Origin of the sequence: Leucobacter sp. UCD-THU, from assembly GCF_000349545.1 — a bacterium.
GTDB lineage: Bacteria > Actinomycetota > Actinomycetes > Actinomycetales > Microbacteriaceae > Leucobacter > Leucobacter muris.
Genome location: NZ_KB714602.1, coordinates 536,037 through 550,345, shown reverse-complemented (window position 1 = coordinate 550,345; position 14,309 = coordinate 536,037). Strand labels below are relative to the sequence as shown.

Here is a 14,309-nt window from a genome sequence, read left to right as displayed (position 1 = left end):
CGAGCGGCGACTTCGCGCCGCCTGCCCCCGAACCCGCTGTGCACGATCCCCCCGAGCCATCACCTACCGCCCAGCACCGCGAACAGCACCGCCGCCACCAGCAGCACGACGGCCGCAGACCCGGCGCCGATCAGCACCGGGCGCAGCACGGCGCCGCGCTCGCGCCGCACCCCGCGCGACTCCTCGGCCGCCGCACGCTCGCGCTCGAGCTCGGCCCGCTTGAGCGCCCGACCGTCCGCCTGCACGCTCGACACCACCGGGCCGCGCACACCGGTCGCGGTCGCGACGGGCGGCACCCACTCCGACCGCACGACATCGAGCGGGGTCACGTCGTACCCGTACAGGCGCTGCAACTGCTGCAGGGCCTCGCCGAACTGCTGCATCGAGGCGAAGCGCTGCTCCGGCTGCTTCGCCAGCGCCGCCGCCATCACCCCGTCGAACGCCTCATAACCCTGGGCGCCGGGCACCGGCGTGTACCTCGCCCGCCGGATGCGATCGCTCATCGCCTTGCGCGAATCCTTCTCGCCGTCATCGCGGGCGAACGGCGAACGGCCCGCGGCGAAGGTGTACAGGGTCGCCGCGAGCGACCACACCTCGCTGGCCACCGTGCCCGCAGTGGAACGATCGATCACCTCGGGAGCCGCCCACGGGATCGACATCGCCTCGCTCGTGCCCGCCCCCCGCATCTGACCGCGCAACGACACGATGCCGAAGTCGGCCAGCACCGGGCGACCCGTGGTGGCGAGCAGCACGTTGGAGGGTTTGATGTCGCGGTGCAGGATGCCCGCTCGGTGCGCGGTCTCGAGCGCGCCCGCCAGGCGCACCCCCGCGTCGAGCACCTGATCGAGCGGAATGGGGTTGCCGTTGGAGCGGTGGCGGAACGACTCGGGGCAGAACTCCATCGCGATGTAGGGGTGGCCGTCGCTCGAGATGCTCGCTGCGAAGATCGACACGATCGAGGGGTGGCTCGAGAGGCGGGCCATCGCGTCGGCCTCGGCGTCGAACGCCGACCGATCCTCGGGGGAGGCGCCGATCGTGCCGCCCCGATCGCCGCCGGTGAGCACCTTCACCGCGACCACCCGGCGCGGCATGTCCTGCTCGTACTGATAGACGTGCGCGAAACCGCCCGAACCCAGGGGGCGCACGTAGTTGAAGCCCGAGATGCGGGGAGGGCTCACCGGTATCGCGTCAGCCATGGCTGATCGCGACGTTCACTGCGGCCCTCGGGAACATACCCCAATGCTAAAGCACGAAGGGCGCCTCCGCCGACAGGTGTGGGGGAGACCGGCCCGGGCCTCGCGCACGCCGCCAGCGGCCCTCCGAACCGCGGCTCGCGGTGCTCCCGCGGCCTGATCTCCCTCGCCGCGGGGCCGCTCTGCCTCGCTCTGTTCTCCCCCGCCGCCGCGGGGCACCCACGCGCACCGATCGACCCTCACGCACCCCGATCCCGACGTATTCGGTGCCCGAAGCTCGATCGGTGCCGCAGGGCACAAGACATGGACCGACGTGCGACGCACCAAAACACCGGCTCGCCCTCCCCCACCCCGCTCCGGGCTCCCCCGCCCCGGGGCGCCCACCCGCACCGATCGACCCTCACGCACCCCGATCCCGACGTATTCGGTGCCCGAAGCTCGATCGGTGCCGCAGGGCGTGCCGCGCAGGCCAGCCCGGCACAAACAGCACCGCCCCGCTCTCCGAGGAGAGCGGGGCGGTGCGATGCGGTCGCGCGGAGCCTTACAGGCCGGCGACGTCGAGCGGGATGCCCGGGCCGAAGGTCGTCGAGACGGCGCCCTTCTGCACGTACTTGCCCTTGGCCGACGACGGCTTCAGGCGCGAGATCTCCTCGAGCACCGAGTTGATGTTATCGGTGAGCTGCTCGGCCGAGAACGAGGCCTTGCCGACGATGAAGTGCACGTTGGCGTGCTTGTCGACGCGGAACTCGATCTTGCCGCCCTTGATGTCCTCGACGGCCTTGGCCGTGTTGGGGGTGACGGTGCCGGTCTTGGGGTTCGGCATGAGGCCGCGGGGGCCGAGCACCTTGCCCAGACGACCGACCTTGCCCATGAGCTCGGGGGTCGCGACAGCCGAATCGAAGTCGGTGTAGCCTGCGGCCACCTTCTCGATCAGCTCGTCGCCACCCACCTCGTCGGCGCCGGCGGCGATGGCGGCCTCAGCGGCCGGGCCCACCGCGAACACGATGACGCGCGCGGTCTTGCCGGTGCCGTGGGGGAGGTTGACGGTGCCGCGCACCATCTGGTCGGCCTTGCGGGGATCCACGCCGAGCTTGACGGCGACCTCGACGGTCGAGTCGGTCTTGGTGGAACCGGTCTCCTTCGCCAGGGCCACGGCCTCAGCGGGAGTGTAGAACTTGCCTGCCTGGATCTTCTCGGCAGCGGCGCGGTACGCCTTCGACTTCTGTGCCATGTGTCCTACCCCTTAGCCTTCGACCGTGATGCCCATGGAGCGGGCGGTGCCGGCGATGATCTTCGATGCTGCGTCGAGGTCGTTCGCGTTGAGATCGGCCTGCTTCTGCTCGGCGATCGCGCGGACCTGCTCGGCGGTGACCTTCGCCACCTTGACGGTGTGGGGAGTGCCGGAGCCCTTCTGCACGCCAGCAGCCTTCTTCAGCAGCTCGGCCGCCGGAGGGGTCTTGAGCACGAAGGTGAACGAGCGATCCTCGTAGACCGTGATCTCGACGGGCACGATGTTGCCGCGCTGGGATTCCGTGGCCGCGTTGTAGGCCTTGCAGAACTCCATGATGTTGACGCCGTGCTGACCCAGCGCGGGACCCACGGGGGGTGCCGGGTTGGCGGCGCCGGCTGCGATCTGAAGCTTGATCAGACCGGTAACCTTCTTGGCCTTTGCCATGATTGTTTCCTTTCGATCGAACCCGCGCGGTTGCGCGTGCTCTCCCGCTCTCCCCGGCCGGTCCGGGGTGCGGTGTCCGTCTGCGCCGCGCACGCCACGAGGGCGCGCGAAGACGCAAACCAGGCAAGTCTACCGGATCCGCCCCGATCCCGCACCCCACGCCCTTCGCGCGCGCTCATCCCCGTTCTCGACCCCAGCCCCTCTCGCCTGTCCTTCTCGCACCCGCCCTTTCTCGCGCCCACCCCTACCGCGCTGACCTGACCCGCCGACCCGGCCCCTTTCCCTTCACACTGTCCCTCCCCCAGTCCCCCTTCCCATGGCACCGATCGACGCTCAAGCACCTCGATCTCGGGAGAACCGGTGCGTGAGCGTCGATCGGTGCCGTGGGTGGGCATCGCAAAGGGATCGGCATCACGAAGGGCGTTGGAAGGTCGTTGCAAGGTCGTTGCAAGGGGTGGGAAGCGGCGTCACGAGGGTGCCGGGAAGGCATCGCGAGAGGCATAACAAGCGCGCTTCGCGGGGGCGTCTGGAGCGAACAGCGCACTCCGCTCGCAAGCCGAAGTCGGGGCCGGATCGCAGCAGCTTCTCCACATTCAGGCTGTTCGGGCAGCGCCGTGCATGAGACGGCTGCACACTGAACGCATGTCCGTCGAACAGTCTCTGCTCACCGAAGGAGGAGTCGCGCGCACCTCGCGTCTCTTACGCCTCGGTCACTCGCCGCACCAGATCAGAAGAAGCATCGCGAGCGGGGAGGCGTCTCGTCCGCGCCGGGGCTGGCTCGCGCTCGCTTCGGCGGATCCCGAACTCGTTCTCGCTGCCCTCCACGGTGTCGTGCTCAGCTGCGTCACCCAGGCCGCTCGACTGGGGCTCTGGGTGCTGCGACACGATGAACTCCATGTGGCCGCGCCGCGTGGCCGCCACGTCGATCTGCCCGGAAGCGCGCGCGTGCACTGGCACGCCCCGCTGATCCCGCGGGGCCCCGGGCTGCTGGCCGACCACCTCGAGAACACCTTGGACTGCGTCGCCCGGTGCCGACCTCACGACGAGGCGCTCGCGGTGTGGGACTCCGCGCTGCAGCAGAGGCTCACCGACTATCCGAAGCTGGCCGCGCTCCCGCTGGGCCCGCGCGCCCGCAAGCTCCTGCTCGAGTGCACGCCGTTCTCCGATTCCGGCTTGGAATCGATCTTTCGCACCCGTCTGAGATGGCTCCGGATCCCGGTCCGCCCGCAGTGCTGGGCGCACGGGCGTCGCGTCGACTTCCTGATCGGCGACCGCCTGGTGGTGCAGATCGACGGCCGGGACCACGTGGGCAGACAGCGGACGGACGACAACGAGCACGATGCGGAGCTGAGGCTGCGCGGATACCACGTGATCCGCGTCGGTTACGAGCAGGTCGTGCACCGCTGGCACGAGGTCGAGGCGATGATTCTGGAGGCACTCGCGCGAGGGCTGCACCTGGCGCGGTAGCGCCGCATTCATCGCGGCGCACCGATCGATGTTCAGACACCTCGATCGCCACGAAACAGGTGCTCGAGCGTCGATCGGTGAGGGAAGGGAGGGAAGAGGTGGGAGGAAGGAATGGAGGACCGCGGGCACAGACGAGGGCGGGCACAGACGGAGGTCCGCGGGCACGGACGAAAGCGGGGACGGGCGGAGGCGGGCACAGACGGAGGTCCGCGGGTACGGAAACACGAAGGGCCCCGCCGAAGCGGGGCCCTTCGCCGAAGAACGGGGGTCAGACCATCTTGGTGACCTGGTCGAAGCTGAGCTCGACCGGGGTCTCGCGCTCGAAGAGCGAGACGAGCACGGTGAGCTTGCCGGCCGCGGGGTTGATCTCGCTGATCGTGCCGGGCAGGCCCTCGAAGGAGCCCGACTTGATGGTGATGGTCTCGCCGATCTCGAAGTCGATCTCGACGTTGCCCTGAGCTGCGGCGGTCGCGGCGGCCTTGCCCTTGGCGGCGGCGGTCGGCTCGAACTCGACGGTGCTCTTCAGCATCTCGAACGCCTCGTTGAGGCGCAGCGGCACGGGGTTGTGCGCGTTGCCGACGAAGCCCGTCACGCCCGGGGTGTGACGCACGACCGACCAGGTGGTCTCGTTGAGGTTCATGCGAACGAGCACGTAGCCGGGGATGCGCACGCGCGTCACCATCTTGCGCTGGCCGTTCTTGACCTCCATGACCTCTTCCATGGGGACCTGGATCTCGTAGATGTCGTCGACCGCGCCCATCGTCTCGCGACGGTTCCAGAGGTTCGACTTCACCTTGCGCTCGTACCCGGCGTAGGTGTGGATCACGAACCACTTGCCCGGGCGGCGGCGCAGATCCTTCTTGAACGCCTTGTAGGGATCCTCGGCGGCCTCGGTCTCCTCCTCGACCTCCTCGTCCACGATGGCGCTGGCCGCAGCGGCGGCCTCCTCGGCGCTGTCGATGTCGAGCGCATCCTTCACCGCGGCGTCGGCGACGGGGTCGGTCGACTGCACCAGCGCGTCGAGCGCCGCGTCGAGCTCGGCCTCGGGGTTGTTGTTCTCGCTCGTCATCTGTTCTTGCTTTCCTTGATCGGGATTCGGGATCGGACGCTCACCGGCCCGCAGGTCAGGCGAGCGGCGTTCCGAAGATGAAGACGGTCACCCAGCCGAACGCCTGATCGAGCACCCACACGAGGCCCATCATGATCAGAACGAACGCGATCACCACGATGGTGAAGTTGATGAGCTCCTTGCGGGTCGGGGTGACGACCTTCTTCAGCTCGGCGATCACCTGCTGGATGAACAGCACCACCCGGCTGAACCAATTGCGCTTGGCAGCGCGATCGGCCTTGGCGCGCTCGACCAGACCGCCGCCGCTCTCCTCGACTTCACTGCTGCTCACTGGCGTGTCCTTTCAACTCACCCGGCCGGGGCTCTCGCGCCGCACGGGATGTGGCAGGGCGGACAGGACTCGAACCTGCAACCTGCGGTTTTGGAGACCGCTGCGCTACCAATTGCGCCACCGCCCTATGGGATCTACGACCATCACTCTTCGCCCTCTGGGCATGAAAAATTATGGCGAAAGTCAATCACCGTGGATCACTCTACGCGATCCGGCATCGCTTGTCGAACCGGCACGGCGCGCGGGGCGCCCCGCGCGAGCCTTGACGGGCCGGTGAACGTCAGGGCGCCGTTCCCGCCGGGGGCGGGCGCCCCGCGCGAGCCCTGACGGGCCCGCCCGCGGCGGCGCCGACGCGCCTGGGATCCCCCTCCGAAACGCGCCGTCCGGCACCGCTCAGCGGGTAGTCTGTCAGCGTGACCAACATCTCCCGTCTTTCGAAGAAGATCGCCGCCATCGCCGAGTCCGCGACCCTCAAGGTCGACGCGAAGGCGAAGGCCCTCCAGGCCGAGGGCCGTCCGGTGATCAGCTACGCCGCAGGCGAGCCCGATTTCCCCACGCCGGCCCACATCGTCGATGCGGCCCGCGCCGCGCTCGACGACCCCAAGAACTTCCGCTACACGGCGGCCACGGGCCTGCCCGAGCTGCGCGAGGCGATCGCCGCGAAGACCGCCCGCGATTCGGGCTGGGAGGTGCCCGCGTCTCAGGTGATCGTCACGAACGGCGGCAAGCAGGCCGTCTACCAGTCGTTCCAGGTGCTGCTCGATCCGGGCGACGAGGTGCTCGTGCCCGCACCCTACTGGACCACCTATCCCGAGGCGATCCAGCTCGCCGACGGCGTTCCCGTCGAGGTGTTCGCGGGCGCGGATCAGGGATACAAGGTGACCGTCGAGCAGCTCGAGGCCGCCCGCACCGAGCGCACCAAGGTGCTGCTCTTCGTGTCGCCCTCCAACCCCACCGGCGCCGTCTACTCTCCCGAGGAGACGAAGGCGATCGGCGAGTGGGCCGAGGCGAACGGGTTGTGGATCGTGGCCGACGAGATCTACCAGAACCTCGTGTACGACGGTGTGCGCGCCGTCTCCATCGTGGAGGCCGTGCCCGCGCTGCAGGATCGCACGATCCTCGTGAACGGCGTCGCGAAGACCTACGCGATGACCGGCTGGCGGCTCGGCTGGATGGTCGGCCCCGCCGACATCGTGAAGGGCGCGGCGAACCTGCAGTCGCACCTCTGCTCGAACGTGAACAACATCGCGCAGCGCGCGGCGATCGCGGCGCTGACCGGCCCGCAGGAGCCGATCGAGCAGATGCGCCTCGCCTTCGACCGCCGCCGCAAGCTCATCGTCGAAGAGCTCAACAGCGTGCCGGGCTTCAACTGCCCCACCCCGGAGGGCGCCTTCTACGCCTACGTCGACGTGACCGGGGCGCTCGGCAAGACCTACCGCGGCGTCACCCCCGCGACCTCGCTCGAACTGGCCGACCTGATCCTCTCCGAGGCCGAGGTCGCCGCGGTGCCCGGTGAGGCGTTCGGCCCCTCGGGCTACCTGCGCTTCAGCTACGCGCTGGGCGACGAGGCGCTCGTCGAGGGTGTGCGCCGCATCCGGGCGCTGCTCTCGGAGTAAGAGGGGCAGACTCGCAGGGTCGGGCTGCGCCGCTCGGGATCGCTCCCGGACGGCGCAGCCCGACCTTTTTGCGCGAGGCGGGCGCCGCCGCCTCAGTAGCCGCGCAGCACCTGGTCGAGCACCTGGTCGACGCTCTGATCGCGGCGGAACAGGAGCCAGTCGAGGCAGGCGCCCGCGAGCGCGCCGAAGAAGGCGGCGCCCGCGATCTCGGTGATCTCGTGCGGGGCGCGCCCGCCCCCTCGGGCGGCCTCCGCGTCGCGCAGCACGTCTCGGTAGCGCACCACGACCGAGGAGCGGGCGAGCTCCATCGCGCCCGCCCACGCCCGGTCGGTGCGGAAGATCTCGGACGCCATGAGCTTGGCGAGGTCGAGATTGCCCCGAAGGGTCTCGAGGGTGGCGACGGCGACCGCGCGCGGCAGGCGAGCCGCGTCGCCCGCCGCCCGCGATCGCGCCTCGTCGACGGCGGCGCCGAGCCGCTCGAAGCCGTCGCGCATCACCTGCTCGAAGATCGCGTCCTTCGACGAGAAGTTGTAGTACAGGCTGCCCTTCGCCACTCCCGCGGCCTCGGCGATCTGATCCATCGACGCACCGCTGATCCCGTGCTGCGCGGCGACGCGCACCGCCGCCTCGGTGATGAGCTGCTTCGTGTTGACCCGTGCCATGGTTCCATCTTCGCCTAGATCGCGAGCTCGGGGTGCAGCCGCCCCACCGTCCAGACCTTCTGGCGACGGGCGGCCACCGCGCTGATCGCGAGCGAACCCACGAGCACGCCGACCATCACGAACAACGACCCCCAGAACCGGGCGTCGATCCCGCCGCCGATGAGCTGCCGCAGTCCCTCGACCACGTAGGAGGCCGGCATGAACGGGTGCAGCGCCTGGAAGAAGGCGGGGGTCGTCTCGACGGGGTAGGTGCCGCCCGACGACGACAGCATGAGCATCAGCAGCACGAGACTCACCACGCGGCCGGTCGCGGTGCCGAGCAGCGCGATGAACATCTGCTGCAGGGCGAGGAAGGCGAGGGTGACGAGCAGCATGAAGGCGGCCATACCCATCCAGTGCGCGGGCCGCATGCCGATGCCGAACACCAGCACGAGCATCATGATGGCCACCTGACCGACGCCGATGAGGGCGGCCGGCCAGAATCCGGTGAGCACCGATCGCAGTCCCGAGACGTTCGAGGCGAGCGGGCGGCGAGGCAGCGGCCTCAGGATCAGCCAGGTGATGAGCGCCCCCACGAACGAGGCGAGCGCGATGAAGAACGGGGCGAAGCCCTCTCCGAAGCCCTGCACCTCGTTCTCGGTGTGCTCGGCGAGCTGCACCGGCGCGGCCATCGTCTCGGCGATGCGGTCGCCCTGCCCCGGCGCGAAGTCGGGCGCTTCGGCGGCGCCGTCGGCGAGCTGCCCGGCGAAGGTCGCCGCTCCGGCGTCGACCTCGGCCGCCCCCTCGGCGAGCTGCTGCGACTTGCCGCTCGCCTGCTGCGCGCCGTCGTCGAGCTGCTGCGCGCCCGCGGCGAGCGCTGGAGTCTTCGACGCGAGCTCGCCCGCGCCGGAGGAGAGCTGCTGCACACCGCTCGCGAGCTCCCCGCTCTTCGCCGAGAGGGTCTGCGCGCCCCCGGAGAGTTCGGAGAGCTTGTCGGCGAACTGCGCGCCGCCCGCGTAGGCGGTGCCGCTCTTCTGCGCGAGGGTCGCGGCTCCGGTCGAGAGCTGGGCGGCGCCCGTGCCGAGCAGGCCGGCCTTCTCGTCGAGCTGGGAGATCCCGTCGCGCAGGGCGTCGGCTCCGGTCGCGAGCTGCTGCGCGCTGCCGACGGCCTGCTGCGTCGACGCGTCGAGATCGGCGGCTCCCGCGGCGAGCCGTGTGGCGCCGTCGGCGAGCTGGGCGGATCCGTCGCGGACCTGGCCCGCACCGTCGGCGAGCGCCTGGATCGAGGATCCGCCCGATTGCAGCACCGCGTCGAGTTCGGCGAGCGTCATCGAGGGGTTCGCGGCGGCGAGCGCCGCGATGCTCTCAGCGCCCGTGGCGACCCGCGCCGCGCCGGAGCTCACACCCTCGGCCCCCGTCGACACCTCGGTCGCCGCGGAGTCGAGTTGGGCCGCCCCCGCGCCGAGCTGCGAGAGACCGCCGGAGAGCGCGTTCGCGCCGTCGGCGAGGCTCTCGCCGGCGCCGGCGAGCTGATGCGTGCCCTCGGCGAGTGCCCGGCTGCCCGCGGCGAGTTCGTTCGACTTCGAGGCGAGGGCGCCCGCCCCAGCACTCAGCTGCCCGAGGCCGTCGCGCAGCTCGCCCGACTTGCTCGCGGCCTCGCCGGCGCCGGCCGAGATCTGCGCGGCGCCCCCGTTGAGCTGCGCACTGCCGTCGCGGGCGCGCTCGGCGCCGCTCGCGAGCTGCCGGGTGCCGTCGACGAGCGCGGGAGCCTGGCCGGCGAGCTGCGCCGTGCCGTCGGCGAGCTGCCCGAGACCCACGCTCAGCTTCTCGCTGCCGTCGGCCACCTGGGCCGTTCCGGTCTCGAGCGTGTCGGCGGCGTCGGCGGCCTTGCGGGTGCCGTCGCTCAGCTGCTCGACGCCCACGAGCACCTGCTCGGCCGCGGTCTGCGTGGCGGTCTGGGCGACCGCGTCGCGCAGCTGCACCATGGCCTGCTTGCCCAGCGTGGAGGCGAGGAACGAGTTGTTGTCGTTGTAGACGACCTCGATCTCACCGGCTTTCGGGTCGTCCTGCAGACCGGCGAGGGTGCGGGAGAAGTCGCTCGGGATCGTCACGGAGAAGTAGACGTCGCCGTCGCCGACCGCGCGAGCCGCGGCGTCGGCGTCGAGCGGCTGCCAGTCGAGATCCTCGCCCTGCTGCAGCTGCTCGAGCACGTCGTCGCCGGCCGCGAGGGCGGAGCCGTCGGGCTTCTCGGCGGGTTCGTCGAGGTTGACGATCGCGACGGGCAGTTTGTCGAGGTGGTCGGTGGGTGCCCAGAACGCCCAGAGGTAGAGGGCGCCGTAGATGAGCGGGATGACGAGGAGCACGCCGAGGGCGATCTTCGGCAGGGCGCCCTGGCGGAAGCGCTTCAGCTCGGTGCTGCGGGTGAACAGTGACATGGGGTTCTTTCTGGGGCTGCTGGGCCGGTGATTCAGAGTTCGATGAGGGCGGGGGCGGCGCCCGCCGGGAGCGCTCGTTCGAGGAGGGCGGCGTCGCCCGGGTCGCTGCTCGCCAGCACGATGCGGATCCCCTGCTGCGCCAGATCGCTCAGACGTTCGGCGATGAGGGCGCGATCGGCGGGGTCGCGGAGCGCGTCGAAGTCGTCGACGACGAGCAGTCGCGGGGTCTCGATGAGGGCGAGCGAGACCCTCACGAGCATCTCCTCCGAGGGGCTGAGGTCGCGCACGAGCAGGGCCGGACCCGGCTGCTCGAGGTCTCCGAACGCGTCGGCGAGCAGTTCGCGTGCGAGCTGCGGGGTGATGCGCGGCGTGCGGCGGTACCAGGGCAGTGCCCAGCTCAGCCGCTCGCGCAGCGTGGCGCCGAGCGTGACGGCGGATTCGAGCGCGTCGACGGCCTCGAATCCGACGAGTCCGGTGAGACGCCGGATCTCGGCGGGGCTCGTCGCGCCCATCGTGCTGAGCGATCCGCCGCTCAGCTGCATGCGGCCCGCGATCGAGAGCAGCAGCGAGGTGCGCCCGCTGCCGCGGGGGCCGAGCACGACGGTGACGAGGCTGCGGCTGGTCGCGGTGAGGGGCCCGAAGACGGGCCCTCGGGAGCCGCGCACGTGGGCGGCTCGCAGTTCGACGGTGGCGGATCCGGCGGTGGCGGATCCGCGCCTCCCGCGATCCTCGCGCGGTGCTGCCGCGATGACGACGGTCTCGTTGCTGCTCACGTCGGTCCTTTCGATGCACTTTCTTAAACTGACTAGTCAGTCTAAATCACTATGGAGGAATCGTCAAGGCGGCGCCCGAAGGCGCCGGTCCGGCGAACAGTGGCACACCGAGAGGGCGCGCATGACAGTCGGCCACCCCCTCGCGCGCCACCGCTCGAGTCGCTTCCGCCCACTGAAGAGCTCCCCGGGAATAACCCCCGCGCCGCCGCGTTAGATTTACATGCAAGCGCATATAATTGGGCGCAACAACAGAACGGAGCACCCCATGGAGTTCGGGATCTTCTCGGTCAGCGACGTGACCCGCGATCCGGTCAGCGGCGAGACCCCCAGCGAGGCCGAGCGCATTCAGGGCCTCGCGACCATCGCGAAGCACGCCGAGGAGGTGGGCCTCGACGTCTTCGCCATCGGCGAGCATCACAACCCGCCGTTCTTCTCATCGAGCCCGTCGACCTTCCTCGCCTACATCGCCGGGCAGACCGAGCGCCTGAAGCTCAGCACGAGCACCACCCTCATCACCACGAACGACCCGGTGCGCATCGCCGAGGAGTACGCGATGCTGCAGCACCTCGCCGGGGGCCGCATGGACCTCATGCTCGGGCGCGGCAACACCGCCCCCGTCTACCCCTGGTTCGGCAAGGACATCCGCAGCTCGCTGCCGCTCGCGCTCGAGAACTACAACCTGCTGCACCGCCTGTGGCGCGAAGACGTGGTCGACTACGAGGGCAACTTCCGCACCCCCCTGCAGGGCTTCACGAGCACCCCGCGCCCCCTCGACGACGTGCCCCCCTTCGTGTGGCACGGATCGATCCGCACCCCCGAGATCGCCGAGCAGGCCGCCTACTACGGCGACGGCTTCTTCGCGAACCACATCTTCTGGCCGTCCGAGCACTCGCTGCGCCTCATCGACTTCTACCGAGAGCGCTACGAGCACTACGGGCACGGCAGCGCCAAACAGGCGATCGTCGGCCTCGGCGGGCAGACCTTCATCGCGAAGAAGTCGCAGGACGCGATCGACGGCTTCCGCCCCTACTTCGACGAGGCCCCGGTCTACGGCCACGGGCCGCGCATGGAGGACTTCATGACCCAGACCCCGCTGAGCGTCGGCAGCCCGCAGGAGGTCATCGACAAGACCCTCACGTTCCGCGAGACCTTCGGCGACTACCAGCGCCAGATGTTCCTCATCGACCACGCCGGCCTGCCGCTCAAGACCGTGCTCGAGCAGCTCGACCTGCTGGGCGAGGAGGTCGTTCCGGTGCTGCGCCGCGAGCTCGCCGCACGCCGCGACCCCGAGGTGCCCGAATCGCCGACCCACGCGAGCCTCGTGCGCACCAAGTACGGCGACGAGGCCCCCAGGCAGCCGCGACCGCGCGCGAACCGCGGTGATAACGTGACGGGCGGATCGCCCTACCTCGACAGCGCGGGCGGATCAGGGGCCGCATTCGGCCTCCGCTGATCCGCCCCCTCGATCGGAGAATCCCATGAACACCGAACGCATCGATCTCAGGCTCGCGAACGAGGCCTGGGAGTCGCTCATGACCGCGCACGCGCGGCTCACGGCGATCTTCGCGGGCGAGAGCATGTGGCAGGAGGCCGCCATGCGGGAGTACGACGTGCTCTACACGCTCGCGAAAGGGGACGGCCCCATGCGCCTCTGCGAGATCCAGGACGGCGTGCTGCTCAGCCAGCCCGCGCTCTCGCGCATGATCGACCGGCTCGTCGCCCGCGGCCTGCTGCACCGCGAGACCGACCCCGACGACGGCCGGGCCGTGCGCATCTCGCTCACCGAGGAGGGGGCGCGCGTGCAGCGCGAAACCGGGCGGGCGCACGCGAAGAGCGTGGGCCGCGAGCTCGGCGCCGCCCTCTCCCCCGAAGAGATGCGGGATCTGCGCGCGATCTGCGGCAAGCTCGCCTCCCGGCCCGAGCGCGACTCGTAGGCCCTCGGCGGGCACCGCCCGCCTCCCCGACCATAGATTCCATCACCCTTCACCCGAGGAGCCCCCATGCTGCACACCCTCGACACGCCCGCCGCCGGCGCCGAGCGCCCCGAAGCCCGCACCCTCGCGGTCATCAGCGCGGGCACGAGCGACCCCTCCACCACCTCGATGCTCGCGAGCCGCATCGCCGATCGCGCCGCGGCGCTCGCCGCGCAGCGCGGCATCGAACTGCGGGTGCGGTTCGTCGACCTGCGCGCGCTCGCGCAGGACATCACGACGGCGCTCGTCTCGCGGCACGTCTCACCCGCGCTTCAGGAGGCGAGCGACGCGCTGCGCGACGCCGACGCGCTCGTCGTGTCGACACCCGTCTACAAGGCGGGCCCCAGCGGGCTGTTCACCTCGTTCTTCCAGGCGCTCGACAACGATCTGCTCATCGGCACGCCCGTCGTGCTCGCGGCGACCGCCGGCAGCTCGCGCCACGCGCTCGTGGTCGACGACCAGCTGCGCGGGCTCTTCGCCTACCTGCGCACCGTCACCGCGCCCACGTCGCTCTTCGCCGCCCCCGAGGACTGGAACAGCGGCGACCTCGGCAAGCGCATCGACCGCGCGGCGGCCGAGCTGATCGCGCTGATCGCGGGCGGCTTCCGCGAGACGGTGCGCGGCGACTCGTGGGGCGGATACCAGCACTCCTTCGGCAGCGCGGGAGGCACCGAGCTCGGCATCGACCTCGACACCGACCTCATGCGGCTGGCGACCGGGGGCTGAACGCCCCGGGCCCGCGCGTCGCAGCGGGCGGGCGCCCGACTCCGGCCGCCTCGCTCAACTCGAGATCCACGGGCCCCGCTGCGCGCGCGAGAGGGCGAAGAGTGCTCCGATCGCTCCGAATCGGGGCACTGTTCGCCCACTCGAGTTGCTCCCACGGAGAGGCGGGGACTGCCTGCGCGGCTCGGAGACGCCGACCCGACCCCGTCGCGCGGCGTTCGGATCGCCCCGCGGAAGCCCTACGCGGCGTCGCCGGCCGAGATCGCGGCGGCCTCCTCCTCGGCGGTCTCGTGAGGCGAGCCGACCCGGTGCAGCAGGTGGCCGACGCTCGCGAGCACGACGATCGAGACCACGAGCGAAGCGGCGCCGATCCAGTAGGGCGCGGGCGCGCCCAGGGCCGCGGCGTTTTCGAA

Annotated in this window: 13 protein-coding genes and 1 tRNA gene; 5 read left to right on the top strand and 9 right to left on the bottom strand. The window is 70.6% G+C overall.

The genetic code is table 11. The features are described from left to right. Positions 1 to 59 precede the first annotated feature (59 nt). The 3 genes from H490_RS25745 to rplK form a co-directional block, all read right to left on the bottom strand. Positions 60 to 1,196: a serine/threonine-protein kinase gene (locus tag H490_RS25745; RefSeq protein ID WP_017884365.1), complete on the bottom strand. Its 1,137-nt coding sequence runs from the start codon at positions 1,194 to 1,196 to the stop codon at positions 60 to 62. A 538-nt stretch (positions 1,197 to 1,734) separates the two neighbouring features. After that, positions 1,735 to 2,424, bottom strand: a complete 690-nt coding sequence (rplA, locus tag H490_RS25740) for a 50S ribosomal protein L1 (protein ID WP_017884364.1) — start codon at positions 2,422 to 2,424, stop codon at positions 1,735 to 1,737. Between the two features lie 12 nt (positions 2,425 to 2,436). Next, on the bottom strand, positions 2,437 to 2,868 hold the full coding sequence (gene rplK / locus H490_RS25735; RefSeq protein WP_017884363.1) for a 50S ribosomal protein L11: 432 nt from the start codon (positions 2,866 to 2,868) through the stop codon (positions 2,437 to 2,439). A gap of 642 nt (positions 2,869 to 3,510) precedes the next feature. On the opposite strand from rplK, the gene H490_RS25730 reads away from it, so the two are divergent. Beyond that, the gene (locus H490_RS25730) at positions 3,511 to 4,335 is read left to right on the top strand and encodes a DUF559 domain-containing protein (protein WP_031290091.1); all 825 of its coding nucleotides are present in this window, start codon (positions 3,511 to 3,513) and stop codon (positions 4,333 to 4,335) included. A gap of 268 nt (positions 4,336 to 4,603) precedes the next feature. Here the strand turns inward: H490_RS25730 and nusG are convergent, their stop codons facing one another. From nusG to H490_RS25715, 3 genes are all read right to left on the bottom strand, one after another. Beyond that, the gene (nusG, locus tag H490_RS25725; protein ID WP_017884360.1) at positions 4,604 to 5,404 is read right to left on the bottom strand and encodes a transcription termination/antitermination protein NusG; all 801 of its coding nucleotides are present in this window, start codon (positions 5,402 to 5,404) and stop codon (positions 4,604 to 4,606) included. Positions 5,405 to 5,459: 55 nt separating this feature from the next. Continuing rightward, positions 5,460 to 5,735: a preprotein translocase subunit SecE gene (secE, locus tag H490_RS25720; RefSeq protein WP_017884359.1), complete on the bottom strand. Its 276-nt coding sequence runs from the start codon at positions 5,733 to 5,735 to the stop codon at positions 5,460 to 5,462. Between the two features lie 51 nt (positions 5,736 to 5,786). Then, positions 5,787 to 5,862, bottom strand: a tRNA-Trp gene (locus H490_RS25715). A 286-nt stretch (positions 5,863 to 6,148) separates the two neighbouring features. On the opposite strand from H490_RS25715, the gene H490_RS25710 reads away from it, so the two are divergent. Further along, entirely contained in the window at positions 6,149 to 7,351 is a 1,203-nt protein-coding gene (locus tag H490_RS25710) for a pyridoxal phosphate-dependent aminotransferase (protein WP_017884358.1), read from the top strand. A 92-nt stretch (positions 7,352 to 7,443) separates the two neighbouring features. On the opposite strand, the gene H490_RS25705 is transcribed toward H490_RS25710, so the two are convergent. The 3 genes from H490_RS25705 to H490_RS25695 are packed head-to-tail and all read right to left on the bottom strand — an operon-like array spanning position 7,444 to position 11,200. Further along, on the bottom strand, positions 7,444 to 8,013 hold the full coding sequence (locus tag H490_RS25705) for a TetR/AcrR family transcriptional regulator (RefSeq protein WP_017884357.1): 570 nt from the start codon (positions 8,011 to 8,013) through the stop codon (positions 7,444 to 7,446). 14 nt (positions 8,014 to 8,027) lie between these two features. After that, complete coding sequence (locus H490_RS25700) at positions 8,028 to 10,427, bottom strand: YhgE/Pip domain-containing protein (protein WP_017884356.1); 2,400 nt, start codon at positions 10,425 to 10,427, stop codon at positions 8,028 to 8,030. 32 nt (positions 10,428 to 10,459) lie between these two features. Continuing rightward, on the bottom strand, positions 10,460 to 11,200 hold the full coding sequence (locus H490_RS25695; RefSeq protein WP_017884355.1) for an ATP-binding cassette domain-containing protein: 741 nt from the start codon (positions 11,198 to 11,200) through the stop codon (positions 10,460 to 10,462). Between the two features lie 265 nt (positions 11,201 to 11,465). On the opposite strand from H490_RS25695, the gene H490_RS25690 reads away from it, so the two are divergent. From H490_RS25690 to H490_RS25680, 3 genes are all read left to right on the top strand, one after another. Continuing rightward, the gene (locus H490_RS25690; protein ID WP_017884354.1) at positions 11,466 to 12,653 is read left to right on the top strand and encodes an LLM class flavin-dependent oxidoreductase; all 1,188 of its coding nucleotides are present in this window, start codon (positions 11,466 to 11,468) and stop codon (positions 12,651 to 12,653) included. A gap of 25 nt (positions 12,654 to 12,678) precedes the next feature. Next, on the top strand, positions 12,679 to 13,134 hold the full coding sequence (locus H490_RS25685; protein ID WP_017884353.1) for a MarR family winged helix-turn-helix transcriptional regulator: 456 nt from the start codon (positions 12,679 to 12,681) through the stop codon (positions 13,132 to 13,134). Between the two features lie 66 nt (positions 13,135 to 13,200). Beyond that, complete coding sequence (locus H490_RS25680; protein ID WP_017884352.1) at positions 13,201 to 13,899, top strand: CE1759 family FMN reductase; 699 nt, start codon at positions 13,201 to 13,203, stop codon at positions 13,897 to 13,899. Positions 13,900 to 14,309 lie beyond the last annotated feature (410 nt).